Consider the following 25,476-nt stretch of genomic DNA (forward strand, 5'->3'; position numbering starts at 1 on the left):
ACCCCTATACTTTCCGCAATTCCACTCGCTTGCCAAGCAGCTTCTACCCGCCTGAGCGCTGTTGTCGAAAAATCGACAATATAAAAATCGGCGCTACATACTGCGCCGATTTTGTCCGCCCACTTCTACGAATGTGGTAAAATGTTTGATCCTTTCCATAATCCGTTTTGCTTTTAGCCGTTCGATCCCGCCTTTTTCCGAATAGGCAAGCTGCTCTTCTAACTCATCGTAATCGTAATTCGAAGTAAACAACGTTGGCAGTTTCTCAGCCATTCTGTATTGAAGAATGGGACCTAAAACTTCGTCACGGGTCCAAGCAGTTGTTGTTTCTGCTCCAATGTCATCTAGCATCAGAACAGGGGCTTTTCGGACAGCTTCCAGCTTTTCTTGAAAGGACCCATCGCCAATGGCTTGCTTCATTTCCCTAAAAAAGTCAGGTGTATAAATCAAATAGGATTGGATGTTTTTTGTTTTTAATTCATTTGCGATAGCTCCTAATAAATAGGTCTTTCCTACGCCAAATTTCCCGTATAAGTATAGACCCTTTCCCTTTTCTCCTGGATTGGCTGATAAAGCAAATTCGAGCCCTTCACTTAGCGCATCTGCCCGTTCCTCATTTTGTTCCATATCGTCAAATGTTGCTTTAAGGATATCTTTAGGAATATAAAGCGACTGGATTAGCTGTAGTTTGGCTTGCTCAGCCTCTTGCTCCCGTTTTAGTTGGCATCGGCTATAAGAAATCTCAATGCTGCCTCTCTCTGTATAAAGCGCCGGTTGAAACCCTTTTATCATATTCGGACAATGGTCTAACCCAGGGCAAGTTTGGCAGTTCCCCCGTTCCTTTTTAAACTCGTATAGTTTGCTAAGGGCACGGTCGATCATCGAGCGGGTTACATCAGGATGGTCTTGCAAAAAGGCTTGTACAATCGCGCTATCTAGCAGCTCCTGCCTTTGGCGCTCAATCCGTTTTTGCAGGCGCCCATCCTGGTCAAAAGCTTTCAGCGCCTGTTCTATTGATTCCATTCGCCCTCATCCTTTTTTTCCCTTAGTCGTTTTCGTTCCTCCATTAATGCAGCAATCCGTTTTTTTGACTCTGTTTGACTTGCGCTTGTTTTGGATTCAGTTGCTTCCGCCACACCGCTAGCTTGTTTGCTTTCTTGACTATTTCCCTTTTCTTGCTCAGCCATTAGCCACTTTGGTAGTTTGTCTTGGCGTGCGTTTCGCTTATACGTTTGCCGCAGCGATGCATTGGCCTGTTTTTGTTTGTCTTCCTTCACAAGCCCCATAGCGCCTGGCACCGTTTTTACTTTTTTTCGCTTCCAATGGCCAGCAATTTTTAACATAAAGCCGCGGGAAAGTTTCATATCGTGTTGGAATAGGACGTAATCAATCAGCACGTTCGCCACACCTGGATGCAATTTATAGTCAACGATGAGTTCTTCAATCAAGCGGGCGTCGGCTGGAGAAACCGCTGCTCCTTCTTGGCGCATTTCCAAGAGTGTCATTGGCGGTGTCTGCTCGTAAAATTGGATCGACCGTTCTTCTTCCGTTTGCGGCTCTTTCGTCATCGTTCGCGCTGTCTGCGGCTGTGTTTTTAAGCCAAGCGCAGGCGGTTTTGTGCCATTTTCAAGACGATACCACTCTTTGATCGTTTTACGTAAGTCGTCTTCATCCAACATGTCGCCTCGAGATGCTTGCTCAACTAAATTAGCCATTGTTAACGGCTCAACTTGGTAAACAAAGGCGAGTTTTTTGATCAAGTCGATCAATCGATCAGTCAACACTTCCGGCGGGACAATAAAGCTAGACAACGCTTGCTTCATTAATTCAACGTCAAAATCATCAAAGCGAATGCCATCGCTGTCCTTGCCGATCAGCGCCTCTCCATTTGCCCCTTTCAATGCACCATCTTGTTCGTTCATTAACGCTGGCTGCATTTCTGAATGAGTTAAAGAGGCAAACACATTGGAAAAGGATTCGGTCACTTCTTCAAACTCGCTACTGTCCAGCACGGGCAGAGCAAAGCGTTCCCTTACTGCCCGGTATCCTTGTTTGCCTAGCCTGTTATACAAAAAAACGCTAAGAACATCATCTCGGAAAAAACGGTGCGGTTTCATTGGCGGCTGTAATTCATACATAAAAAAGCGGACGTCATCTGTTTTTTTTCGGTATGTCCTGAGCAAATCTATTGCTTCTAACTTTTTCCGCGCTTCGAGCAGCTTAGGCAAACTCAAGTCAAGGAGGACGCTAAGTTGATGGTGAGTATGGATATCGCCTTGGTACTTCCCTGACGGAAGCTGCGATCTCAAACTATTGTATAGGCCAACAGCTTCAGTGCCAATCAAAGGCTGGTACAAAAGGGTAAGCACATGGTTATCCATGTCTGTGATAACATCGGCCAGCCGCACTGTGTACTGGTCTACAGGAAGAACTTCTTTCCAATGCCAAGGCATGGCCCTTACCCCTTTCGCTAAAAAAGAGCTTAAAACGCTCCATGCGTTTATAGCTCCTTTTAATTTTTATTCATTAACTCTGTCAATTCTTTTATAAATACATTGATGTCTTTAAACTGTCTGTAAACAGAAGCAAAACGAACGTAAGCCACATCGTCAATTTTCGCTAGCCGTTCCATGACGAGTTCGCCCACATCCTGACTCCGTACTTCTTGTTTCCCTTCATTGCGAAGCGTGCGCTCTACGTCCAATACCATTTTTTCAAGCGTTTCAAGGGGAACGGGGCGTTTCTCACAGGCACGCACAAGACCGCGCAGCATTTTATCACTGCTAAATTCCTCACGCATACCGTCTTTTTTAATGATGAGAAGAGGTCGTTCTTCCACTGTCTCATAGGTGGTAAAACGTTGCAAACATTTTTCGCACTCCCGCCTCCGTTTGATCGAGCGGCTTTCATCACTTGGCCTGGAATCGAGCACTCTTGTGCCGTTATGCTGACATTTGGGACAGCGCATTGCAATCATCTCCATCTGTGCCCAAAGGACGTGAATACCAAAATGAGATTGGTTTCTTCTATCATATAAAAAAAGGGCGCCTGTGGCAAGCCTCTTACAGCAGCTCTTGGCCTAGCGCTGAACCGACGTACGTTAATTCCTGGTCAAGTTTCTGGTAAAGAGCTAAAATGAATTTCCGGCTGTAGCCAAAATCGCTTGGAAGCACGGTTTCCGTTGCACAAGAAAAATCAACCGCGGTCCGATACGGTTTTACTGTAATAATGGATGCGACTAACAGTAGTTTTTTCCCTGATTTCGTTTGTGCCACAATTTCCCCTCTGTCATCTTCGCTCCGCTTTATCGTCAATCCTTGTTGTGTCAGCACTTGTTCAATTGTACGCATAGCCTTGTCTTTCGTTGTTTTATAGTAACGTGTTTGCAACTCTTTCACTGGGTGCTCTTCCCCGGTTTCAGTGCGTGTGCTGAAAATACGGTTCATTGTTTCACGAAAACCCATCCTGCTCTCTCCCCCTGTGTAAACGTTGCCTTTATCATACCATAAATCACGAAAGCGCATCCATTTATAGCAAAAAGAAACCGCCAAGCAGTATGCTCGGCGGTTCCCCTAATTTATTTAACAGCACTGTGGCTTAATCGTTTTTCTGGCTTAACCGGTCCCATTCCTCGTGGCAATTCCAGCACTTCGCTTGTTGTTGCATTCAACTCTCTTGCAATAAACTCAGCAGCAACGTTTGGATCTATAACTGGACCACATGTATAAACGTCTATGCTCGCATAGCCATGTTCTGGGAAACTGTGAATCGTTAAATGCGACTCAGAAATGATCACGACTCCGCTCACCCCTTGTGGGGCAAACTTATGAAACGCTACTTCCCTCACTTCTGCTCCAGCTCTTAAAGCTGCATTTACAAATACTTGTTCGATAAATTCCATGTTGTTTAGCTTGTTTGTGTCACAACCCCAAAGCTCAGAAATGACATGACGTCCCATTGTATCCATATGAACTTCCCCCTTTTCGGTAATTCGCCATGCAGCAAAAGCATGCATGTAGGATCGTCTTCGTACAGGGGGGAAAGTTAGTCCTAAGAGGTCCTAACCCATGCTGCAAGAAAAACGAATCCCGTTTTTAAACGAACTCACGGGATTCAGTATACTTGGTTTACACCGCGATTGCAACTGGATTTCTAAACAATTTTACAGCATGCTTACGATGCAGAATGGATTTCTTCTTTTGTCGACATCTGGGCTGCGACATGATTCATTAAATCAACTACTCTGCATGAATAGCCCCATTCATTGTCATACCAAGCAAGGACTTTTGCTTGACGATTGTTTAAAACTGCCGTTGATTGACCGTCCACAACCGCCGATTGTTCCTCACCATTAAAGTCGATTGAAACAAGAGGTTCATCTGTAATTCCTAAGATCCCTTTAAGTGTTCCTTGTGAAGCTTCCCAAAAGGCGTTGTTGATGGCTTCTGCAGTGGTTTCTGTTTTTAAATTCACAACTAAATCAACTAACGAAACATTTGGCGTTGGCACGCGAAGCGCCATTCCTGTTAGTTTGCCGTCCAAATTCGGCAACACTTTTGATAGGGCCTTAGCCGCTCCAGTCGATGTCGGGATGATGGACTGTCCACATGCACGGGCGCGCCGCAAATCTTTATGGGGGTTGTCAATGTTTTTCTGGTCATTCGTATACGAATGCACCGTTGTCATCATCCCTGATTCAATCCCAAATTTTTCGTCGAGGACTTTCGCAACTGGGGCTAGGCAATTGGTTGTACATGAGGCATTCGAGAGAATGTGATCTTCTTGTGGATTGTAGTCGCTTTCATTTACACCGACGACAATCGTTGCATCTTCGCCCTTTGCCGGAGCTGTAATAATCACCTTTTTCGCGCCTGCTTGCAAATGAGCACCGGCCGCTTCTTTTGTTTTAAATTTTCCAGTTGCTTCAATGACAATATCAATCCCTAACGCTTCCCAAGGCAAGCGCCGCGGATCCCGTTCAGCGAGCAATTCAATCTTCTTTCCATTTACGAATAACTGCCCATCTTTCGCATAAACGTCGGCCATAAATGGCCCATGAATGGAATCGTATTTGATTAAATGAGCCAATGTGTCTGCGGGGTAAGAAGCATTGATCGCGGTAATGTCCACTTTCCCTTCTAAAAAAGCTTTTCGGAACACCATTCGACCAATTCGTCCAAACCCGTTGATTGCCATTTTCACATTCATAAAGTCCAGCCCCTTCAGGTTATTATGTTATCCTTTTTACCAATATTATATGAAATAGTATAACATAAATAAACCAAAAACGTGAACCAATTTCAATTTAGGCACAAAAAAGACCGCCTATTCAATGGCGGTCTTAAGTTGTCGACTCTGTCGACAACTGTCCAGACTGAAAGAAAGCGTTTGTCAGACGAGGCGCGAAACCGAGTGAAGATGCGAATAGAAAATGGGTTCATGAGCATATGAACGAGGTGAGCAACGACGTATGCGAGCGCTTGTCTTCAGGCTGTGACCGCCTATTCGTGGGCGGTCTTAGCCAACGCATCGTATACTTGTCGGTAGGTGTTTTCCTTCGTTCCATTATTGTCTATGAGCACGTCGGCCTGTGCTTTTTTGGCGGTTAATGGCATTTGCGCAGCAATTCGTTGTTTCGCCTCTGTTTCAGTTAAGCCATCTCGCTCAATTAAACGCCGAAGCTGAGTTGCTTCGTCTACATACACGAGCCAAACTTGGTTGACCATATGAAACAAGTTGCTTTCGTATAACAAGGGGATGTCGAGCACAACTCGAGTGTAGCCCCTTTGTTCGTATAGATCGGCCTGTTTTTTCATCGATTGCCGTACAGCGGGATGAACAATTTCATTCAACTGCTTCCTTTTTTGTTCGTCACCAAAAATGATCGCCCCTAACTGTTTCCGATCTAACGTGCCGTCGTCCTGGAGAACGTGTTCGCCAAATGTCGCGACGATTTGGGCAAGCGCTGGCTCGCCAGGCTCTACGACCTGACGTGCAAGTTTATCTGCATCAACAACCGGAATGCCCTGTTTCTCCAAATAGGTTGCCACAAGCGATTTTCCGCTGGCAATCCCGCCAGTTAAGCCAATTCTCATAAGTACATGTTCCTCCTACAATTTCATCACGCCGATAATGAGCAGCAAGCAGCCTGGAATGAATGCCATTTTTTGCACCCACTTCAACCGTGCTGTCCGGTAGCCAAACGTCATACCTAGTGTGACAAACAAGGCGCTTAAAATAGCCGTACATGTCGCAAGGCCAAGAGGGGAAAGGCCCATTAACGCAGCGCCAATCCCAGCGCCAAAGGCATCAAGTGATAGGGCGAGGCCAAGTAAAAGGGCTTCCTTTCCAGTCACTGTGCCGGAACGGTCGATGTCGGCGCTTTCTGGTTCCCGTAAAATATGGATAACAAACCCGAATAAGCGAATCGTAAAATCCATTTTCGTCTGTTTAACACGCGGCTTCCGCTCTTTTTTCGGCCGATATGCTGCATAAACAGTCCAACAGCCAAGGCCTATTAAAATGATCGCTCCGAGCAATTCAGCCACGTCAGGCGACAACCACATCGATAAGGCAGAACCAACTGACATAGCGATTAAAATAGAGATACCTGAACAAGCTGCAATAAATAAAAGCGATATGAGTGGTATTTTGATACGACGAGTGCCGTAGGCAAACCCGACACCAAAACTATCAAGGCTAACTGCCGCGGCCAACATAACCAATGTTGCCAATAGAAGCCCCTCCTGTCTAATGTTCGTTGCCATTAGTATATGGAGAGGACTTTGTCATTGTTCACGGCCGTGGTTGGCAATTGGGGCAATAGTGAGTTCCGCGCCCGCCAACGACTGTCTTTTCAATCGCTGTGTCGCAATGATGGCACGGTTGTTGTTTACGGCCATAAACGTGGAGCTGTTGTTGGAACATGCCGATTTCCCCTTGGCCGTTTACATACGATTTTATCGAGCTGCCCCCTGCCTCAATCGCTTCTTTAAGCGTTCTTTTAATTTCCTTATGAAGGTTGTGATATTCTTCCTTTGACAGTGATGAAGCCGTCCGTTCAGGATGGATACCTGCATGAAAGAGCGCTTCATCGACATAAATATTGCCGAGCCCCACGACTGTTTTCTGGTCAAGCAATGCTGTTTTAATCGCTCTTGTTGTTTTTGCATAAGCTTGTTCCAGCAATTCGACCGTAAACTGTTCGGAAAAAGGTTCAACGCCTAGCTGGGCAAGAGGCATGGCAACGTGTTCGGCCCCTTTAGCAAACAAATGCATCGTACCGAATTTGCGCACATCCGCATAACGTAATTCAGACCCATCTGTAAACGAAAAGACGACATGCGTATGCTTCGTTTTTTCATCCGTTGGTTGATACAAACCATAGCGCCCTTCCATCCGCAAATGGGAGACAAGTACATAGTCGTTGAGCACAAACAGCAAAAATTTGCCTCTGCGCCCGATGTCTTCGATCGTTTGTCCCTTTAATAGCTGTATAAAACGTTCTACATCATCTGGTTCTTTAATCATTTTCGGCCAGCCGACGTCCACGTCCGCAATGGTCTTGTTCTTAACCAACTGCAAAAGTGTTCGGCGTACCGTTTCTACTTCCGGTAATTCTGGCATTTCTCTTCTCCTTATTTCGCGTCAAACCATGAATTTCCGCTAGAGACATCCACTTGTAAAGGCACATCAAGCTCAAGTGCCTGTTCCATTACTTCTGTGACAAGCTCTTGTAACGGTTCCACATCGTCAGGCGCCACTTCAAAAATGAGTTCGTCATGGACTTGGAGCAACATGTTTGCTTTAAGCCCTGTTTCTTCTAACGCTTCACTCATTTTCACCATCGCCCGTTTAATAATGTCAGCTGCGGTCCCTTGGATGGGTGTGTTCATCGCTGTCCGTTCTGCAAAACTGCGCTGATTGAAATTGCGGCTTTTCAGTTCAGGCAAATAACGCCTTCTCGCAAGCAGTGTTTGGACATACCCCTTCTCCTTTGCTTCTTTCACCACATTCTCCATATAAGCTTTCACTTGTGGATAACTTGCTAAATAGCGGTCGATAAAGTCTTTCGCTTCTTTTCTCGTAATTCCTAGGCTTTGTGAGAGCCCATAATCGCTTATGCCGTAGACAATCCCAAAATTGACGGCCTTCGCGCTCCTTCTCATCAAATCAGTAACTTCCTCACGTTTTACATGGAAAACATCCATTGCCGTTTTTGTATGGATGTCCATCCCCGTTAAAAACGCTTCCTTCATCCGTTCATCGCCAGAAATATGGGCGAGGACACGGAGCTCAATTTGCGAGTAATCAGCCGCAACTATTTTCCAGCCTTCCTTCGAGGCAACGAATGCTTTGCGGATTTTTCTTCCTTCCTCTAAACGGATAGGGATGTTTTGCAAATTCGGGTCTGTCGACGAAAGGCGTCCTGTTTGCGTTAAAGCTTGGTTAAAACGGGTATGGACTTTCCCTGTTTCCGAATCGATCACTTTAAGCAACCCTTCGATGTATGTTGAATAGAGCTTGCCAAGTTGCCGGTAAAGAAGAAGGTGTTCAATAATTGGATGTGTGCCTGCAAGTTTTTCCAATACATCAGCACTAGTGGAATAGCCTGTTTTTGTTTTTTTCACAGGCGGCAACCCTAGTTTTTCAAACAGGATAACGCCAAGCTGTTTCGGTGAATTAATATTGAATGGTTCTCCAGCTTCTTTATGAATCGCCTTTTCTAGAGTGTTCAAGCGATCCGATAAATCTTTGCCCATTTCCTCAAGTTGTTCTCGGTCGACACGGACACCTTCTTTTTCCATACGGCCAAGTACAACAGACAATGGCATTTCTAACTTCTTGAGCAATTCAAGCTGCTCATTTTGCGCCAGTTCATCTTCCAATGTGCTTTTTAACGTAAACATGGCATTCGCTTTACGGCAAAGATGTTCGGCTAGGGCGGCCTCTTCTGGAAGAGAGCGCTTGGCGCCTTTGCCGTATACAGCTTCATCTTCAGCCACGCCACCTGTCCCTTTACGGGTAGCAATGTCGCTAATTTCGTGGGATGACAGCGATGGATCGAGCAAATAGGAAGCCATTTGCAAGTCAAAATCAACGCCGTTTAATTCAACCCCATGCCAGGCTAAAGCGACGACAGCGCGCTTTGCGTCAAACAGCCATTTCTTTTTTTCTTGCGAACGGGCAAATGCCCTAAACGCGTCTGACTTCACTGCTTTCTCAGTCGGGAAATAAAAGCAGCCCTTCTCGTTCGCCACCGCCATACCGGCAATTTCGGCTTGATGGTAGTTTTCCGCTAACACTTCGACGACTAACGCTGACGGGCTGGAAAAATGTTCAGGCAACGGTTCTTCAACGATATCAAAATCCAGTTCCGTCAATTGCTGTGGTGCACTTTCTTCATCGCCGTTGCCGTCAATGCGGCCAAGCAACGAATGAAAAGACAGCTCTTTAAACGCTTCTTTAACTTGTTTATACTCATATCCGCCATACTCGAACGAATCAAGCGTTTCGGCAAGTGGCACGTCAAGGGCAATTGTGGCGAGTTTTTTGCTTAGGAGGGCTTGGTCTTTATTCTCTTGAAGACGTTCTTTCAGCTTCTTCCCAGAGATCGCATCAATCGAATCAAGCACCGTTTCTACGTCGCGGAATTCGGCAAGCAATTTTAGTGCCGTTTTCTCACCTACGCCGGGAACACCTGGAATGTTATCAGACGAATCGCCCATTAACCCTTTTAAATCAATAATTTGTCTCGGTTCAAGCCCGTAGCGTTCAGCCACTTTTTCACGATTATAGCGATCCACTTCAGAAATGCCTTTTTTCGTCAGCACGACTTCAACACGGTCATCAACCAATTGAAGCAAATCTTTATCACCTGTAATGACAACAACGTCAAAGCCTTCTTTTGCTGCATTCGTTGCCGCCGTGCCGATAATGTCGTCTGCTTCGTATTCGTCTACTTCATAACGCTTAATCGAAAACGCATCGAGCACTTGGTGAATCATTGGAATTTGCCCAGATAGCTCTGATGGCGTTTTCTGCCTCGTGCCTTTATAAGCCGCATAAGTCTGATGGCGGAACGTCGATTTCCCTGCATCAAAGGCGACAAGCATATGGCTCGGTTTTTCGTCTTCGAGAACCTTCAACAACATGGTCGTAAAGCCGTAGACAGCATTTGTATATTCGCCTTTTTCATTATTTAAAAGCGGCAATGCAAAAAATGCACGGTAAGCAATGCTGTTGCCGTCAATAAGCACTAATTTTTTCAAGCAGGAGAGCCCCTTTCTCGATCTATACATGTATTCTTATTGTACCATAGTCACTGGAAAAGAAAAAAGCATATGCGAACGAACGTACGCAGGAAGGCAGGAAGAATGGCTGATGAATCGAGGCTAGTTGCTACAAGAGAAAGCAGTATACGTGTTTAGTCAACCAAAAAGAAGGCAAGAGTTTCACTCTTGCCTTTAAAAAGGGCTGATCGGAAGAGGGATACCGATCTCATTACTGACCGTTCTCCCTTAGTGTAAGCGCGCGCCATTAAGCCTTGATGAACATTGTGTAAAGATTTTGTTAAAGTGTGCTTGGCTGTTTTTTTGGGAACGTCAAGGAAAACTCGGTTCCTTTGCCCTCTTCGCTCTGCACTTCTATTTTTGCATGGTGTGCTTCGGCCAAATGCTTGACGATTGCAAGGCCTAATCCCGTCCCTCCCGAATTGCGGCTTCTCGCCCGGTCAACTCGGTAAAAACGTTCAAAAATGCGCAATGTTTCTTTTGGGTCGATGCCAATTCCTGTATCTTGCACTTTTAGAACAACAGCGTCCTTTTGTTCTTTGAGTGCGACCGTTACATGGCCGCCTGATGGCGTATAGGCGATCGCATTGGAAACTAGGTTCAACACAACTTGCTTCAACCGTTGCCGATCCCCTTCAATCACGGAGCTGCCTTGTTCTTGTATATGCAAGTGCATGCCTTTTTCTTCAGCTTTGCCCCGCACTAGTTCAAACACATCTTCCGTGATGTCTTTCAATGACATATCTTCCAAATCGAGCTTAAACTGGGCATTCTCAATTTTCGACAGCTCCAACAAATCGACGATTAGCATTTGTAGCCTGTCGCTTTCTTTCCATATGATCTCTGTAAACTGTTTCGAAAGCACGGGATCGTTGATCGCCCCATCAAGGAGCGTTTCTGCAAAACCTTTAATCGATGTAACGGGCGTTTTCAACTCATGAGAAACGTTGGCAACAAAGTCTTTGCGAACTTGCTCTAGCTTTTTTTGTTCGGTAATGTCGTGCATGACAAGCGTCACACCTCTGAGCCTGCCCGAATCCGCCATTACCGGCGCGCCGTATACATCATAGACGCGAGTTGAAAAATGCTTCGTCCATTCGATTAGGCTGCGCTGTTTCTTCTCTGTCATATAAACCAATTGCACAAACTGGATAAGAGGTTGGCTCGGAAATACATGGTAGTACGGTTTTGAAAGCCAATCACTGCTATCGACTTCAAACACTTGCTCTGTCGTTTGGTTCAACAGCACCACATCGCCACGAACATTCATAAACAAGAGCGCACTTCCCATATGGTCAATTAGAGCAGCCATTCGGTCTTGCTGTGCCTGGTGGCGTCTCGATAATTGCTCCAAATTATACGCAAGCGCATTAATGGAACGGCCTAACAGCCCAAGTTCTTTATGGTGATCTTCATAAGTCCTAGTCTGATAATCGCCCTCGGCTAGGCGAATAGCCGCTTTTGTCGCTTGGTCAATCGGATGGATAATTTGTTTGGTGATGCGTGTAATTAAAAACAAAATGAAAATGAATGCTCCTAAAAAGCTGACGCCAATAACCGTCCATACCGTCCGATTCATATGGTTCAACGGCTCTACAGACACACCGACGCGGACATAGCCGAACATTTCCCTGCCTTCTTCTAAAGGAAGTGCGTAATAAAGCAATTCTTCACCAATGGTTTCACTAAAGCGCAGTTCCAATTCATCATCGAGGCGAGCACGCTGGATTTCTGGGCGATCAAGATGGTTTTCCATTTCTTTTGGATCAGCCCATGAATCGCCAATGACGTTCCCTTCAGCATCAATGATCGTTAGCCGTGCTTCAATTTCAGTCCCAATTTCTTCTGCAATTTGTTGGGCTTGCGTGCTATTTGGATAGCCATCGCGCATGACTGCCCAAACCGCTAGTGCTGCTTCATTTTTAACACGCTCTGAAACAAAGTCAACATAGCGCTCGTTTGACCAGGAACCAAGCGTTAATCCTAATACTAGGAGAACAAGCGTGATAACGAGCATAATGCTGAAAATAAAACGGTTGCGGAGTTTATTCATTCTTTGCTGGTTCCTCTAGCTTATAGCCAAGGCCACGAATCGTTTTAATATAGACTGGTTTTTTAGAATTAGGCTCAATCTTGTCGCGGAGGTGGCTAATATGCACGTCCACAATTCGTGTATCGCCAACAAATTCATAGTTCCATACAGCGTTCAGAAGCTGATCTCGTGTAAGCACCCGCCCTTTATGGTCTGCCAAATAAACAAGCAGTTCAAATTCTTTTGGCGTTAATGTAAGCAGTTCTTTTTTCACATAAACTTCGTAGTTTTGCGGGTAAATCGTCAAATCGGCAATTTGAATGCTTTTGCCTTTTCCTTGTTCATTCTTCGCTACGGCTCCGCCTGTTTGTTCAATTCGACGAAGGATTGCCCGCACCCGCGCGGTCACTTCCCTTGGGGAGAACGGCTTTGTCATGTAATCGTCAGCCCCAAGTTCTAAGCCAAGAACTTTATCGAACTCATCATCTTTGGCGGTAAGCATGAGAATCGGCACAAAAATTTGTTCTTGTCTTAGCTGCCGACATACATCCATGCCGTCCATGCCAGGGAGCATGAGGTCCAGGATAATGAGGTCAAAATCTGCTTCTTTTGCTCGGTCAAAACCTGCTTGGCCATCCAATTTGGTTTCGACTTCAAAGCCCGCTTGCTCTAAATTGTATTTCAAGAGCGTCGAGATGGACGGTTCGTCATCAACTACGAGTATCCGCTTTGCCATAGGTGCTTCCTACACTCCTAACTTTTTGATTTGAACGGTCTCTCTCTTTATAATGCTAGTATAGCAAACTTTTTACTCATATCCCTCTTCATCAGGCAAAATAATCCGATAGGGCACTGGGGAATTTAATACAGTAGACGTATTAATCGTTCCATACGGAATAAGGCGGTCAATTAATTTCCTCATGCTGCCTACATCTGATACAGCCGCTTTAATAAAGTAGCTCACTTCACCTGTTACCCGGTGGCATTCAATAATGTCATGCTCCTGTCGCACCATTTCTTCAAATTCCGCAACAGGCACTTTTAAACCACTGACTTGGATCAGCAACAGTATATCTTTGCCAATTTTTTTCAGTGAGACGCGTGTGGTGAAATGTTCAATAATGCCTTTCTCTTGAAGCCGCAGCAGCCTTTCCGACATACTAGGACGGCTTAGCGCCAATTCTTTTGATAATTCACTGATTGTCATTCGCGCATTCTCCTGCAACAATTTCAGAATATCGCGATCCATTTTATCCATTTCAGTCACCTTTTTCAAATTGAATCAAAATGAATAGTAAACACTTCATTCATTAAACCATAAATCACAACATCCTTCTAGTTGATAAGCAAAACTCTTTAAATGTCTTCTTCAATAATAGCCCGATTGAAGATGAGGGGATGGCAACGATGCAAGACGTGAAAAAGAGCAGCCCACATAAATAAGCATGCTCGAGAACCACTTTTATGAGTGTTGGGTAACATGGCGTGGCTATAGCCTATAGCCGACGTACGGATCGCCACGGATACAAGCTGATTATGAATGGGCATGCTCGATGATAAGTGTCCATGCAAAGCAGGCTGTACGGGAAATGAAAGTCCATTGCCACATCGATTACACCCAATCAAACCCACACGGGTCTGCCAAATAACAACATCGCTTGAAAAACAATCGATCAAGAAAATGGGAGTAGAGTTTATGTCAAATCTCTACTCCCATTGTTCAATTATAGGCTTTTGGAAGAGCCTCTAGCTTTCCTATTACTCCGCTGGCAATGCTGCCATTACATTGCGCACCGATTGTACTGATTTGTCCAATTGTGCCTTTTCTTCCTCTGTCAAGTCAAGCTCAATGACTTTCTCAATGCCGTCACCACCAAGAATGGTCGGTACGCCTAAGTACAGGTCATGCTGCCCATACTCGCCTTCGAGGTAGGCAATTGTTGGGATAATGCGTTTTTTGTCTTTCAAGATCGCTTCGACCATTTGTGTAAGCGAAGCAGCTGGTGCGTAATAGGCGCTGCCATTGCCTAATAAGCCAACGATTTCGCCGCCGCCTTTGCGCGTGCGTTCAACAATTTCTTCAATCCGTTCTGGAGCGATCAGTTTTGTTAACGGCACACCGCCTGCTGCTGAATAACGGATAAGCGGAACCATATCATCTCCATGGCCGCCTAAGACAAAACCAGTGACATCCTCTACGGATACATTTAGTTCTTGGGCGACAAACGTGCGGAAACGTGCTGTGTCAAGAACGCCAGACTGGCCGATGACACGGTTTTTCGGAAAGCCTGATTCTTTATAAACCGTATACGTCATCGCGTCAGCAGGGTTGGTCAAAACGATAATGTAGCTGTTAGGCGAATACTTAACAACTTCTTTTGTGACAGACTTCATGATTTTTGCATTTGTGGCTACAAGATCATCACGGCTCATTCCCGGTTTGCGGGCAATGCCAGCCGTAATGACAACGACATCCGAATCTTTCGTATCTTCGTAGCTAGAGGTACCCGTGATCGTTGAATCGACGCCTTGGACAGGTGTCGATTCAAGCATATCAAGGGCCTTTCCTTTCGTAGGACCTTCCATGTTTGGAATGTCCAATAAAACAACATCCCCTAGCTCTTTTTGGGCAACCATAAGCGCAGTGGTAGCTCCTGTAAAGCCACTGCCGATTACAGAAATTTTTCTTCGTTTAATTGCCATGCCAAACACTCCTCAACGTGTGTAGTCCATCTGCTTATCACGAAATAGATTTATAGATTTTTGATCAATTCATCTGCAAATCCTGAGCAAGACACTTCTGTTGCGCCATCCATCAAGCGGGCAAAATCATAAGTAACAACTTTGCTGGCAATCGTTTTGTCCATTGACGCCATAATTAAATCTGCTGCTTCTGTCCAGCCAAGGTGACGCAAAAGCAGTTCTCCTGACAACAGGACTGAGGAAGGGTTGACTTTGTCGAGTCCCGCATATTTTGGCGCCGTGCCATGTGTCGCTTCAAAAATGGCATGACCTGTATCATAGTTGATGTTTGCTCCTGGAGCAATGCCGATTCCGCCTACTTGAGCAGCAAGAGCATCGGAAATGTAATCGCCGTTTAAGTTCATCGTCGCAACCACATCAAACTCTTTCGGGCGAGTCAAAATTTGCTGCAAGAAAATGTCGGCAATGGCATCTTTCACAATAATTTTGCCAGCAGCTTCTGCTTCGCTTTGCGCTTTATCGGCAGCTTCGCGGCCACTTTCTTCCACAATTTTATCGTACTCAGCCCATGTAAATACTTTATCGCCAAACTCACGCTCAGCCAATTCGTAACCCCAGTTTTTAAACGCGCCTTCTGTAAATTTCATGATGTTGCCTTTATGGACAAGCGTCACGCTCTTGCGGCCTTCATCAAGCGCATATTGAATGGCAGAACGGACGAGGCGCTCTGTTCCTTCCTTCGATACAGGTTTTACGCCGATACCAGAAGTTTCAGGGAAGCGGATATTCGTTGCACCAAGCTCATCTTGCAAAAAGGCAATTAGCTTTTTCACTTCGTCAGAGCCTTCTTTAAATTCAATCCCTGCATAAATGTCTTCTGTATTTTCACGGAAGATGACCATGTCCGTATCTTCAGGACGTTTCACTGGAGATGGCACTCCTGTAAAATAACGGACTGGACGGAGACACGTGAACAAATCAAGCTCTTGGCGGAGCGCTACGTTTAATGAGCGGATGCCGCCGCCAATTGGCGTCGTTAAAGGTCCTTTAATCGCAATTAAATATTCGCGGACAGCGTCAAGCGTTTCTGCTGGAAGCCATTCTCCTGTTTCGTTGTACGCTTTTTCACCGGCAAGAATTTCTTTCCAGTGGATTTTGCGCTCGCCGTTGTATGCTTTCTCAACTGCAGCATCAAGAACACGAGAAGCTGCTGCCCAAATGTCTGGGCCTGTACCATCGCCTTCAATGAATGGAACGATTGGCTCGTTTGGAACGTTTAAAACACCGTTTTGAGTTTGAATTTTTTCTGCTGCCATAGTAAAACCTCCTAAAGATGTTTATGTAGAACGGAGTTTCCTCCGCCTAGGACTATCGTGATTCTACTGGTTTGTAGCTGCGTTTGTTCGGACCGACATACTCAGCACGCGGACGAATCAGGCGGTTGTTTGCATACTGTTCGAGGATATGGGCAATCCAGCCAGATGTGCGGCTGATCGCAAAAATCGGCGTGAACAAATCATGTTTAATCCCAAGACTATGGTATACAGTCGCTGAATAAAAATCAACGTTTGGCAGCAAGCCTTTTTGAGTGGTGACCAATTCTTCAATCCGCAAAGACATGTCGTACCATTTTGATTCTTTAATAACGTCTGTTAGTTGTTTGGACATTTCCCGCAAATGCTTAGCCCGAGGATCGCCATTTTTGTATACACGATGGCCAAAGCCCATGATTTTCTCTTTATTATCAAGCGCTTTCTGGATATACGGTTCCACTCGCTCAAATTCTTCGATTTCAAGAAGCATTTTCATGACGCCCTCATTTGCGCCGCCATGAAGAGGCCCTTTCAATGCGCCAATTGCCGCTGTAATGCCTGAATACATATCAGACAGCGTCGCTACACAAACACGCGCCGTAAATGTTGAGGCGTTCAGTTCATGATCCGCATGGAGCACAAGCGCTTTATTAAAAGCTTTTACTGAAATCGCATCTGGGTTTTCGCCCGTTAACATGTATAGGAAATTTGCTGCAAACGATAACTCCTTGTTTGGAGCAATCGGTTCTTTGCCAGAACGGATCCGCTCAAAGCCGGCAACAATTGTAGGAATTTTTGCTTGAAGTTTAATCGCTTTGCGGTAATTTTTTTCTTCCTCGACTGATTCTGCTTCATCATCAAACAAACCAAGCATTGAAACAGATGTGCGCAGGGCAGCCATTGGATGGACGCTATCGATTGGATAGGCTTTCATTTGTTCGAAAATTTCATCGGGGACGCCCGCTTGTTCAGCAAGCGCTCTTGAAAACGATTCCAATTCTTCTTTCGTAGGCAATTCACCATTCCACAGCAAATAAACGACCTCTTCAAAACTAGCATTTTCGGCCAGGTCGTCAATGCCATAACCATGGTACGTTAATTCATCATCAATAATGGAGCTAACGCTCGATTGTGTTGCCACAATACCTTCTAAACCACGAGTTGTAGTCACCTTTATCTCTCCTTTTCTGTAAATATGATCCCTTCGCGCACAACGCCTGGTAAAGCGGTTACGAAAAACGTCGTAAAGGATGATACGGCCGTGACACTTATCCCCATAGTTGGGCGATGTATTGGATAGCGCGCATCGTCAAATAAGCAATGCCTGCACCAATTAAAGGGCCGACCGCAACGCCGTTTAAAAAAGAAACAGCGACGATGGTGCCAAGTACGAGGGCAGCTGTAATATGCGGATCGTTTTTCAGCAAGTCAATGCCACTTGCAGCTACGAGCGCAACAGCGATGCCGCTGCCAAGTGCAACCCATGCATACAATGATTTTGTTGCTTCTCCCAGCTGTTTGAACCCAATATCCCCTGTAGCAATCGGCACAAGGACAGCTATGGTAATAATGGTGACGCCAAGGTTGATTCCTTTTGCCTGCATGAGAGGAAACACTTTATCTCCAAGCCCTGTCCATTTTATCAGTAACAAAACGGAAATAGCGATGATTAATGATTGGTTTTTTGCAATAAGGGCGATCGCCATTAATAGCAACAAAAACAAGGTACTCTGAGATAACAATGGTTTCTCCTCCAGCTTCAACTAGGCAATTCATATCATAACACAGTTTTGCAAATTCGGCTATATCCCACAAATTCAGACAAACTTAGCGCCGTTTTATCACGGTCCAGTTCCCTTTTGTCATGCTGCTATGAACGATTTTCAGCAGCAGTGCTTTTCCAATCGCACGTGTCCATGGAATAAGGAAAAATAAACCAATGGCGTCTGTTAAGAAACCTGGGATAACGAGTAGAATGCCACCAAACAAAATGCACAACCCATCAAGCAATGCATGGCTTGGAATTTGGCTGTTTTGCATCTGTAGCCGAGCAAGTCGGTACACTTGCATCCCTTGTTTTCTGGCAAAAATAAAGCCTAGTATTGACGTAGCAAACATAAGAAGCAGCGTTTGCCATATGCCTAGCCAATTGACAAAGGCCGTAATGATAAACAGTTCCAATACGGGAATCGCGATCGCAGCGACGACAATCGATTTCTTCATTGTTCGTACCACCTTTGCCGACTGTAAAAAAGGAGAGGCTCACCTCTCCTTTTCAGACTGTAGACAAACGCTCGCATCCATCATGGTTTGCGAAGCATTTTCTATCAGCCAGTTTGATTATTCCATTATAATACACGGGCTTGGCCGCTGTAAATGTTTCCGCTAATGCAGTCCACAGTCACTTCATCGCCGTCTTGGAAACGTTCAAGGGCGTTGGCTACACCGACGATAACAGGCGTGCTCAAGTTTAAGCCAACAACAGCTGCATGGGATGTAAGACCGCCTTCTACAGTCACGACAGCAGCAGCTTTCTCGAACGCTTCGATCATGTCTTTATCGGTTGATTTTGTGACAAGCACAGAGCCTTCCGTTACTTTTGCAATCGCTTCTTTTGCGTCACGGGCAACAACGACTTTTCCTGAGGCAGAGCGACGTCCGATGCCTTGTCCTTTTGCTGCAACTTCCCCAAGCATATGGACTTTCATTAAATTCGTTGTGCCTGACTCCCCAACGGGAACACCAGCCGTAATGATAACAAGGTCACCTTGTTTCACCACTCCTGTAGCGACAGCCGCTTCAACTGTACGGTCTAACATTTCGTCAGTTGTGTTTGCTTGTTTACCAAGTATTGGCGTAACCCCCCACACGAGCGCCATTCTCCGGTAAGCACGCTCATTGCTCGTTACGGCCAAGATTGGCGATTTCGGCCGGAAACGTGATGTCATCCGTGCTGTATAGCCGCTTTCTGTCGCTGTTAAAATCGCAGCAGCATTCAAGTTTGAGGCGGTGTAAGCAACAGACTGGCCAATTGCACTTGTAATCGATGTTTTCACTTCTTTGCTTTTCCGACGCAGCATGTTTTCATAATTGAGGGCTTGTTCTGTTCGTTCGGCAATATTGTGCATTGTTTGCACCGATTCTACAGGGTAATCACCAGCAGCGGTTTCACCAGAAAGCATAATGGCGTCTGTCCCGTCAAAAATAGCGTTGGCTACGTCGCTTGCTTCCGCTCGTGTAGGACGCGGGTTGCGTTGCATGGAATCAAGCATTTGCGTGGCAGTGATGACCGGCTTGGCCAACTCATTGCATTTTTTAATGAGCTGTTTTTGCACAAGCGGTACTTCTTCTGCTGGAATTTCTACACCTAAGTCTCCCCTTGCGACCATAAGGCCGTCCGATACTTCAAGAATTTCATCGATATTGTCAACGCCTTCTTGGTTTTCGATTTTCGGGATAATCGCTGTATCTGCAGCGCCATGCTTTTCAAGGAGCTCGCGGATTTCTAGAACATCAGAAGCGCGGCGCACAAAGGAGGCGGCTATAAAGTCAACTTTTTGCTCAATCCCAAATACAATGTCGGCTGCATCCTTTTCGGTCATCCCCGGTAGGTTGACGCTGACATTTGGGACGTTGACGCCTTTCTTGTTTTTCAGCACGCCACTGTTGCGAACAATCGTAACCAGCTCAGTGTCGCGGATTTCCTTTACCTCAAGCCCAATTAAGCCATCATCGAGCAAGATCGTACTTCCGACTTCTACATCCTCGCAAAGCCCTGGATACGTAATGGAGATCTTTTCTTTCGTACCTTGGACTTCATTCATTGACAAAATGAGCTCTTGCCCTTTCTCAAGTTCAATCGCTCCGCCTTCTACCGTTTGTGTGCGGATTTCCGGCCCTTTCGTATCAAGTAGAATAGCAACCGTTTTTCCAGTCCGTTTTGCCGCTTCGCGAATGTTTTTAATTCGGGCACCGTGCTCTTCAAAATCACCGTGTGAAAAATTCAAACGGGCTACATTCATCCCCGCTTCGATGAGTGCTGTTAGTTTTTCAAGCGACTCACTTGCTGGTCCAATCGTACAAACAATTTTTGTTTTACGCATACGTTCCTCCTTAATAGGTGTGTTGCTGTTAAATGGATAATTCCTGAGATAGCTTGTACATTTCTTGATCAATCGTGTGTGGGCGGTCTAAAATTTCATCAATTGGGTGATAAACAAGTTCATTTTTTTGAATCCCGACTGTCATGCCAGCCTTGCCTTCTAACAACAAATCAACTGCCTTTGCACCAAGTCTGCTCGCCAAAACACGGTCTGCCCCTGTGGGCGATCCTCCGCGTTGAATGTGGCCGAGCACGGTTACTCTCGTTTCCATATTCATTTCTTTGCTGATCCGGTCGCCGAACTCTATGCCTGAACCGACCCCTTCAGCGACGACAATAATGCTGTGCTTCTTGCCACGTTCTTGGCCACGTTTAATCGTTGCGAGTATTTGCTCCATATTATGCTCAGCCTCAGGAATGACAATGGTCTCTGCACCATCGGCAAGGCCAGCCCACAAAGCCAAATCCCCTGCATGGCGGCCCATTACTTCAATCACGTATGTACGATCATGAGAAGTGGCCGTATCACGAATTTTGTCAATCGCGTCAATGACTGTATTTAATGCTGTATCAAAACCAATTGTAAAATCAGTACCTGGAATATCGTTGTCAATCGTCCCTGGAACGCCGATTGTTGGAAAACCATGTTTCGTTAATTGTTGAGCGCCGCGGTAAGAACCATCTCCGCCAATAACGACTAGCCCTTCAATTCCAAATTTCTTCAGCTGTTCAATGCCCTTTTGTTGGCCTTCCAACGTTTTAAATTCTTCACAGCGAGCTGTGTAAAGCATTGTTCCGCCACGGTGAATAATATCACCGACAGAGCCAAGCTCCATTTTTTTTATGTCGCCATTAATTAAACCTTGGTACCCATAGGAAATGCCGTACACTTCCAAACCATGAAAAATCGCTTTCCGGACAACCGCACGAATGGCCGCGTTCATACCGGGAGAATCCCCGCCACTTGTTAATACACCTATCCGTTTCAATGCAAATCCTCCTAACACACTCATATCAAAGCAAAGCAGCTGTGTTTCTCTGCAGTCTCTGCAAGTAAAGATACCACTTTGATTTGTCGAAAACAAGTATCGTCCCACAATAAAAAGTGCTTCCAAACAATGAAAGCACTTCCATCTTCCTATTGTCCTGTAGTTGCCGCTTCCTCAGGGATATGACCGATTTTCATAAACTTTTCATAACGTTCATCGAGAAGGACGTCTACAGGCTTCTCAGCAAGCCTTGTTAATGCTTTTTCTAAAAGGCGGTCGATTTCGTCTGCTTGTTGGTGCAAATTCCGCTGGGCACCGCCTCGAGGTTCAGGAATAATTGAATCAATAATGCCTAGTTCATATAAGTCGGGGGCGGTGATCCGCATTGACTCCGCTGCCTTTTTAGCCTTTCCTGCATCTTTCCAAAGAATCGCAGCAGCCCCTTCAGGAGAAATGACTGAGTATGTCGCATTTTCCAGCATGTGAATTTCATCAGCTACACCGAGGGCAAGAGCGCCACCACTGCCGCCTTCGCCAATGACAATGCTAATTGTCGGCACTTTCAATCCGGCCATTTCCAACAAATTTCGGGCAATTGCTTCGCTTTGGCCGCGCTCTTCCGCTGCTTTTCCAGGATAGGCACCTTTCGTATCGATGAAGCAAATAATCGGGCGCTTGAATTTTTCCGCTTGTTTCATTAAGCGCAACGCTTTGCGGTACCCTTCTGGGTGTGGAGAGCCAAAATAGCGGACAATGTTTTCTTTTGTATCTTTTCCGCGCTGGTGGCCAATGACAGTTACCGGCTTGCCTTTATAAGTGGCAATGCCGCCTACAATGGCTTTATCGTCGCCAAACAGCCGATCGCCGTGCATTTCCAAAAAATCCTCAAATAAAACGTCCACATAATCGAGTGTTGTTGGGCGCTCATGGTCACGGGCGATTTGCACGCGCTCCCACGGTTGCAAATTGGCGTACACTTCTTCTTCCAACTCGCTTAAGCGGGCTTCCATTTTTTTTATTTCTGTACTGAGGTCCATATCCCTCTCCATTGCAAATGCACGGAGGTCGGCAATTTTTTGCCTAAGCTCAATGACCGGTTTTTCAAATTCTTGTTCCGAAGACAATGGTTATATCCTCCCTTGTTACTGATGCATCGCCAACAGCTTAGTCAGCGTTTCTTTCATTTCTAGCCTTGGAATGACACGATCAAGCTGGCCATGCTCCAATAGAAATTCTGCTGTCTGAAAGTCTTCAGGAAGTTCCTGACGAATCGTCTGTTCAATAATGCGCCGCCCAGCGAAGCCAATTAATGCTTTCGGCTCGGCAAAATTGTAATCGCCAAGGGACGCGAAACTAGCAGACACGCCGCCCGTCGTCGGATTGGTCATAACCGAAATGTAAAGCCCTCCTGCTCGGTTCAGCCGCTCAAGTGCGGCGCTCGTTTTCGCCATTTGCATAAGGCTGAGCATGCCTTCTTGCATGCGCGCTCCCCCTGAGGCAGCAAAAATAAGCAACGGAACACTCGTCTCGGTGGCCAATTCAATTGCCCTCGTTAGCTTTTCCCCGACCGCTGAGCCCATGCTCGCCATTCGAAAATTGGGGTCCATAACCGCAATGACAACGGGATATCCATTTATCTTTCCTTCACCAGTGACCACCGCTTCATTCAAACCGGTTTTTTTACGGTCGCTCTCGAGCTTTTCCTCATACCCTGGGAACTGCAGTGGGTTGCCTCCTTTGACAAAGGCGAATGCTTCTTTAAACGTGCCATCGTCAATGATGGAGTCAATTCGCTCTCTCGCACTCATGCGGTGGTGATGCCCGCAAGTCCGGCACACACTCAAGTTCTTTTTTAAGTCTTTTGTATACATAATCGTGCGGCATGAAGGGCATTTGGTCATAATCCCTTCTGGCACTTCCTGCTTAGCCCGTTCAGAGGGAATCGTCGCGTACCTTTTTTTCTTTGAGAACATATCTTTTAACATGATATTCGCTCCTAACTTGATGCTAAAGCCGGCTCCTTGCTTAAAATCGGCTATTTTGCAAATGAAGACGCATCGCTAATAGCGCCTGCTCACTATCACGCTTCTTTAACGCCTCCACAATTTGCTCGTGTTCTTTTATCGATATAGGAGGACGGCCGCTCCGTTCAAGGGATTCTTTGATCGCTTCTTTATTAAAAGCAACGAGTGATTTCCAAATGTGGAATAGCAGGACGTTTTGGCATGATTTTACAATCGTTTTATGAAAACGATAGTCTTCTTCAACAGGAAAGTCTCCTTGATTCCACTCTTTTTTGGAACGTAAAATCAACGTGTCGAGCTTCCTGATTTGCTCGTCTGTTATTCGCTCACAAGCAAGTTTTAATGCTTCCAACTCTATAATTCGCCTTGTCTCAGTCAAATCCTTCCTCGCCTGCTCGTCTTTTAGGACAAAAGACAGCAAGAGGTCGACCAATTTATAGCTTGACGTCGCCTTCATAAACGTGCCTTCGCCTCTTCTTGTTTCAATAAGGTCGAGGAGCTCAAGGCCACGCAAAGCCTCGCGAATAGAGGAGCGACCGACATCAAGCCGGTCGCTGAGTTCCCGTTCAGAAGGAAGCTTATCGCCACTTTTCAAGCCATCGTTTTGAATCATCTCACTTACGGCCCGAATGATCTCTATATACCTTTTTGGCTGGTCAGCTGCCATTTTTCACTCGCCCAATCAATCAATAATCGCTAATTTCCGTGTTTTTTCAGCTACTTCTTCCGGGTCTACTTTTACGCGGGCAACGCCCGTTTCCATCGCTTTTTTAGCTACTGCCGCCGCGACTGCTGGGGCAACACGAGAGTCAAATGGTGCTGGGATCACATAATCAACAGACAATTCTTCTTCAGAAACTAAATTGGCAATTGCATAAACAGCCGCCACTTTCATCTCTTCGTTAATATGGGTAGCACGGGCATCTAGCGCTCCGCGGAAAATTCCTGGAAAAGCCAAAACATTATTCACTTGGTTCGGGAAATCAGAACGGCCAGTACCAATAACAGAAGCGCCTGCTGCTTTCGCATCTTCTGGCATAATTTCTGGAACAGGGTTAGCCATGGCAAAAATAATCGGGTTGTCATTCATGCTTTCAACCATTTCTTTTGTGACTGCCCCTTCAACGGATACACCAATAAACACGTCGGCCCCTTTAATGACATCTTCAAGCTTGCCTTCTTCTTTATTCATGTTTGTCCGTTTTGCAACCGCTTCTTTGACTGCGTTCATTCCATATGGGCGTCCTTCATAGATTGCGCCTTTCGTATCGCACATAATAATGTTGCGCACACCCATGCGGAGCATCAATTTAATGATGGCGATCCCAGCAGCTCCTGCGCCATTGGCGACTACTTTGATTTCTGACAGTTTTTTGCCGCTAATTTTTAGAGCGTTGATCAAGCCTGCAAGGGTAACAATCGCTGTCCCATGCTGGTCATCGTGGAAAATCGGAATATTTGTCTCCTTTTTTAGCCGCTCTTCAATCACAAAGCAGTCTGGTGCCGCAATATCTTCTAAGTTGACACCGCCGAACGTCGGCTCAAGCAACTTCACCGTATTGACAATTTCATCGACATCGTTTGAACGGAGGCATATTGGAAAAGCATCTACACCGGCAAACGACTTAAATAAAACCGCTTTTCCTTCCATAACAGGGAGGGAAGCTTCTGGGCCTATGTTACCGAGGCCAAGCACGGCTGTGCCATTGCTGACGACAGCAACCATATTCCCTTTCATCGTGTACTCATACACCGTTTCAACATCTTCAAAAATTTCTTTGCACGGCTCGGCTACACCTGGGGAATAGGCTAAGCTTAAGTCTCGGGCATCCTTCACTGGGACTTTCGCTTTTGATTCTAGTTTTCCTTGGTTTATCCGGTGCATGTGAAGCGCTTCTTCTCTCGTCGTTGGCACGTATCTCTCTCCTTTTCGTTTTGCTCACTGGTCAGACCACTCAATTCTACGCTCCCTATTATAAACAACTCCTGTCCATACGCCAATAGGTAGCGCAAGGTTTCCC

General features: G+C 45.7%; 24 protein-coding genes. All 24 read right to left on the bottom strand.

Annotation, left to right across the window (positions count from 1 at the left end; all coding sequences use genetic code 11):
- Positions 1-93 precede the first annotated feature (93 nt).
- The 24 genes from dnaI to V5G21_RS02435 all read right to left on the bottom strand — a co-directional run bounded on the left by dnaI (position 94) and on the right by V5G21_RS02435 (position 25,340).
- Positions 94-1,023 carry a primosomal protein DnaI gene (gene dnaI / locus V5G21_RS02320; protein WP_011247543.1) on the bottom strand — a complete coding sequence of 310 codons (930 nt, stop codon included), beginning with the start codon at positions 1,021-1,023 and terminating at the stop codon, positions 94-96.
- Positions 1,011-2,453 carry a replication initiation and membrane attachment family protein gene (locus V5G21_RS02325; RefSeq protein ID WP_035201884.1) on the bottom strand — a complete coding sequence of 481 codons (1,443 nt, stop codon included), beginning with the start codon at positions 2,451-2,453 and terminating at the stop codon, positions 1,011-1,013. The genes dnaI and V5G21_RS02325 overlap by 13 nt, the downstream gene beginning before the upstream one ends.
- A gap of 59 nt (positions 2,454-2,512) precedes the next feature.
- Positions 2,513-2,968, bottom strand: a complete 456-nt coding sequence (gene nrdR, locus V5G21_RS02330) for a transcriptional regulator NrdR (protein WP_011247545.1) — start codon at positions 2,966-2,968, stop codon at positions 2,513-2,515.
- 94 nt (positions 2,969-3,062) lie between these two features.
- Positions 3,063-3,464: a hypothetical protein gene (locus V5G21_RS02335; RefSeq protein ID WP_011247546.1), complete on the bottom strand. Its 402-nt coding sequence runs from the start codon at positions 3,462-3,464 to the stop codon at positions 3,063-3,065.
- 113 nt (positions 3,465-3,577) lie between these two features.
- Positions 3,578-3,967: an adenosylmethionine decarboxylase gene (gene speD, locus V5G21_RS02340; RefSeq protein ID WP_011247547.1), complete on the bottom strand. Its 390-nt coding sequence runs from the start codon at positions 3,965-3,967 to the stop codon at positions 3,578-3,580.
- 206 nt (positions 3,968-4,173) lie between these two features.
- On the bottom strand, positions 4,174-5,208 hold the full coding sequence (locus tag V5G21_RS02345) for a glyceraldehyde-3-phosphate dehydrogenase (protein ID WP_011247548.1): 1,035 nt from the start codon (positions 5,206-5,208) through the stop codon (positions 4,174-4,176).
- A 293-nt stretch (positions 5,209-5,501) separates the two neighbouring features.
- Positions 5,502-6,095, bottom strand: coding sequence for a dephospho-CoA kinase (gene coaE, locus V5G21_RS02350; protein ID WP_011247549.1), 594 nt, complete (start codon positions 6,093-6,095; stop codon positions 5,502-5,504).
- 15 nt (positions 6,096-6,110) lie between these two features.
- On the bottom strand, positions 6,111-6,734 hold the full coding sequence (gene ytaF, locus V5G21_RS02355) for a sporulation membrane protein YtaF (protein ID WP_011247550.1): 624 nt from the start codon (positions 6,732-6,734) through the stop codon (positions 6,111-6,113).
- 61 nt (positions 6,735-6,795) lie between these two features.
- Positions 6,796-7,626 (bottom strand): DNA-formamidopyrimidine glycosylase, encoded by an 831-nt coding sequence (mutM, locus tag V5G21_RS02360; RefSeq protein ID WP_011247551.1) that lies wholly within the window; start codon positions 7,624-7,626, stop codon positions 6,796-6,798.
- An 11-nt stretch (positions 7,627-7,637) separates the two neighbouring features.
- Positions 7,638-10,271, bottom strand: coding sequence for a DNA polymerase I (polA, locus tag V5G21_RS02365; RefSeq protein WP_374757915.1), 2,634 nt, complete (start codon positions 10,269-10,271; stop codon positions 7,638-7,640).
- Between the two features lie 301 nt (positions 10,272-10,572).
- Positions 10,573-12,345, bottom strand: coding sequence for a two-component system histidine kinase PnpS (gene pnpS / locus V5G21_RS02370; protein WP_035201893.1), 1,773 nt, complete (start codon positions 12,343-12,345; stop codon positions 10,573-10,575).
- The gene (locus tag V5G21_RS02375; RefSeq protein WP_035201896.1) at positions 12,338-13,060 is read right to left on the bottom strand and encodes a response regulator transcription factor; all 723 of its coding nucleotides are present in this window, start codon (positions 13,058-13,060) and stop codon (positions 12,338-12,340) included. The genes pnpS and V5G21_RS02375 overlap by 8 nt, the downstream gene beginning before the upstream one ends.
- 72 nt (positions 13,061-13,132) lie before the next feature.
- Positions 13,133-13,582, bottom strand: coding sequence for an Lrp/AsnC family transcriptional regulator (locus tag V5G21_RS02380; RefSeq protein WP_011247555.1), 450 nt, complete (start codon positions 13,580-13,582; stop codon positions 13,133-13,135).
- A 500-nt stretch (positions 13,583-14,082) separates the two neighbouring features.
- The gene (gene mdh / locus V5G21_RS02385; RefSeq protein ID WP_011247556.1) at positions 14,083-15,027 is read right to left on the bottom strand and encodes a malate dehydrogenase; all 945 of its coding nucleotides are present in this window, start codon (positions 15,025-15,027) and stop codon (positions 14,083-14,085) included.
- A gap of 50 nt (positions 15,028-15,077) precedes the next feature.
- Entirely contained in the window at positions 15,078-16,343 is a 1,266-nt protein-coding gene (gene icd, locus V5G21_RS02390) for an NADP-dependent isocitrate dehydrogenase (protein WP_011247557.1), read from the bottom strand.
- A gap of 52 nt (positions 16,344-16,395) precedes the next feature.
- A complete protein-coding gene (gene citZ, locus V5G21_RS02395) occupies positions 16,396-17,511 on the bottom strand; it encodes a citrate synthase (RefSeq protein WP_011247558.1) in 1,116 nt (371 codons plus the stop codon).
- 97 nt (positions 17,512-17,608) lie between these two features.
- The gene (locus tag V5G21_RS02400; RefSeq protein WP_011247559.1) at positions 17,609-18,082 is read right to left on the bottom strand and encodes a DUF441 domain-containing protein; all 474 of its coding nucleotides are present in this window, start codon (positions 18,080-18,082) and stop codon (positions 17,609-17,611) included.
- Positions 18,083-18,167: 85 nt separating this feature from the next.
- Positions 18,168-18,563: an FxsA family protein gene (locus V5G21_RS02405; RefSeq protein WP_035201898.1), complete on the bottom strand. Its 396-nt coding sequence runs from the start codon at positions 18,561-18,563 to the stop codon at positions 18,168-18,170.
- A 125-nt stretch (positions 18,564-18,688) separates the two neighbouring features.
- The gene (gene pyk / locus V5G21_RS02410; protein WP_011247561.1) at positions 18,689-20,443 is read right to left on the bottom strand and encodes a pyruvate kinase; all 1,755 of its coding nucleotides are present in this window, start codon (positions 20,441-20,443) and stop codon (positions 18,689-18,691) included.
- A gap of 28 nt (positions 20,444-20,471) precedes the next feature.
- Positions 20,472-21,431 carry a 6-phosphofructokinase gene (gene pfkA / locus V5G21_RS02415; protein ID WP_011247562.1) on the bottom strand — a complete coding sequence of 320 codons (960 nt, stop codon included), beginning with the start codon at positions 21,429-21,431 and terminating at the stop codon, positions 20,472-20,474.
- Between the two features lie 149 nt (positions 21,432-21,580).
- Entirely contained in the window at positions 21,581-22,555 is a 975-nt protein-coding gene (accA, locus tag V5G21_RS02420) for an acetyl-CoA carboxylase carboxyl transferase subunit alpha (protein ID WP_011247563.1), read from the bottom strand.
- 18 nt (positions 22,556-22,573) lie between these two features.
- Positions 22,574-23,416: an acetyl-CoA carboxylase, carboxyltransferase subunit beta gene (accD, locus tag V5G21_RS02425; protein ID WP_063609042.1), complete on the bottom strand. Its 843-nt coding sequence runs from the start codon at positions 23,414-23,416 to the stop codon at positions 22,574-22,576.
- Positions 23,417-23,456: 40 nt separating this feature from the next.
- Positions 23,457-24,122: a FadR/GntR family transcriptional regulator gene (locus tag V5G21_RS02430; RefSeq protein ID WP_035201901.1), complete on the bottom strand. Its 666-nt coding sequence runs from the start codon at positions 24,120-24,122 to the stop codon at positions 23,457-23,459.
- A 15-nt stretch (positions 24,123-24,137) separates the two neighbouring features.
- Positions 24,138-25,340: an NAD(P)-dependent malic enzyme gene (locus V5G21_RS02435; protein WP_161797028.1), complete on the bottom strand. Its 1,203-nt coding sequence runs from the start codon at positions 25,338-25,340 to the stop codon at positions 24,138-24,140.
- Positions 25,341-25,476: the final 136 nt, after the last annotated feature.

This window comes from Shouchella rhizosphaerae (assembly GCF_036700015.1).
GTDB classification, from domain to species: Bacteria; Bacillota; Bacilli; order Bacillales; family Bacillaceae_D; genus Shouchella; species Shouchella rhizosphaerae.

Coding starts and splice junctions, on each gene's coding strand:
- accD (WP_063609042.1), bottom strand. CDS start 23,416: ATGTTAAAAGATATGTTCTCAAAGAAAAAAAGGTACGCGACGATTCCC.
- V5G21_RS02345 (WP_011247548.1), bottom strand. CDS start 5,208: ATGAATGTGAAAATGGCAATCAACGGGTTTGGACGAATTGGTCGAATG.
- V5G21_RS02380 (WP_011247555.1), bottom strand. CDS start 13,582: ATGGATAAAATGGATCGCGATATTCTGAAATTGTTGCAGGAGAATGCG.
- pnpS (WP_035201893.1), bottom strand. CDS start 12,345: ATGAATAAACTCCGCAACCGTTTTATTTTCAGCATTATGCTCGTTATC.
- V5G21_RS02375 (WP_035201896.1), bottom strand. CDS start 13,060: ATGGCAAAGCGGATACTCGTAGTTGATGACGAACCGTCCATCTCGACG.
- speD (WP_011247547.1), bottom strand. CDS start 3,967: ATGGATACAATGGGACGTCATGTCATTTCTGAGCTTTGGGGTTGTGAC.
- V5G21_RS02325 (WP_035201884.1), bottom strand. CDS start 2,453: ATGCCTTGGCATTGGAAAGAAGTTCTTCCTGTAGACCAGTACACAGTG.
- V5G21_RS02435 (WP_161797028.1), bottom strand. CDS start 25,340: ATGCACCGGATAAACCAAGGAAAACTAGAATCAAAAGCGAAAGTCCCA.
- coaE (WP_011247549.1), bottom strand. CDS start 6,095: ATGAGAATTGGCTTAACTGGCGGGATTGCCAGCGGAAAATCGCTTGTG.
- icd (WP_011247557.1), bottom strand. CDS start 16,343: ATGGCAGCAGAAAAAATTCAAACTCAAAACGGTGTTTTAAACGTTCCA.
- dnaI (WP_011247543.1), bottom strand. CDS start 1,023: ATGGAATCAATAGAACAGGCGCTGAAAGCTTTTGACCAGGATGGGCGC.
- V5G21_RS02430 (WP_035201901.1), bottom strand. CDS start 24,122: ATGGCAGCTGACCAGCCAAAAAGGTATATAGAGATCATTCGGGCCGTA.
- mdh (WP_011247556.1), bottom strand. CDS start 15,027: ATGGCAATTAAACGAAGAAAAATTTCTGTAATCGGCAGTGGCTTTACA.
- V5G21_RS02335 (WP_011247546.1), bottom strand. CDS start 3,464: ATGGGTTTTCGTGAAACAATGAACCGTATTTTCAGCACACGCACTGAA.
- pyk (WP_011247561.1), bottom strand. CDS start 20,443: ATGCGTAAAACAAAAATTGTTTGTACGATTGGACCAGCAAGTGAGTCG.
- V5G21_RS02405 (WP_035201898.1), bottom strand. CDS start 18,563: ATGAAGAAATCGATTGTCGTCGCTGCGATCGCGATTCCCGTATTGGAA.
- nrdR (WP_011247545.1), bottom strand. CDS start 2,968: ATGCGCTGTCCCAAATGTCAGCATAACGGCACAAGAGTGCTCGATTCC.
- mutM (WP_011247551.1), bottom strand. CDS start 7,626: ATGCCAGAATTACCGGAAGTAGAAACGGTACGCCGAACACTTTTGCAG.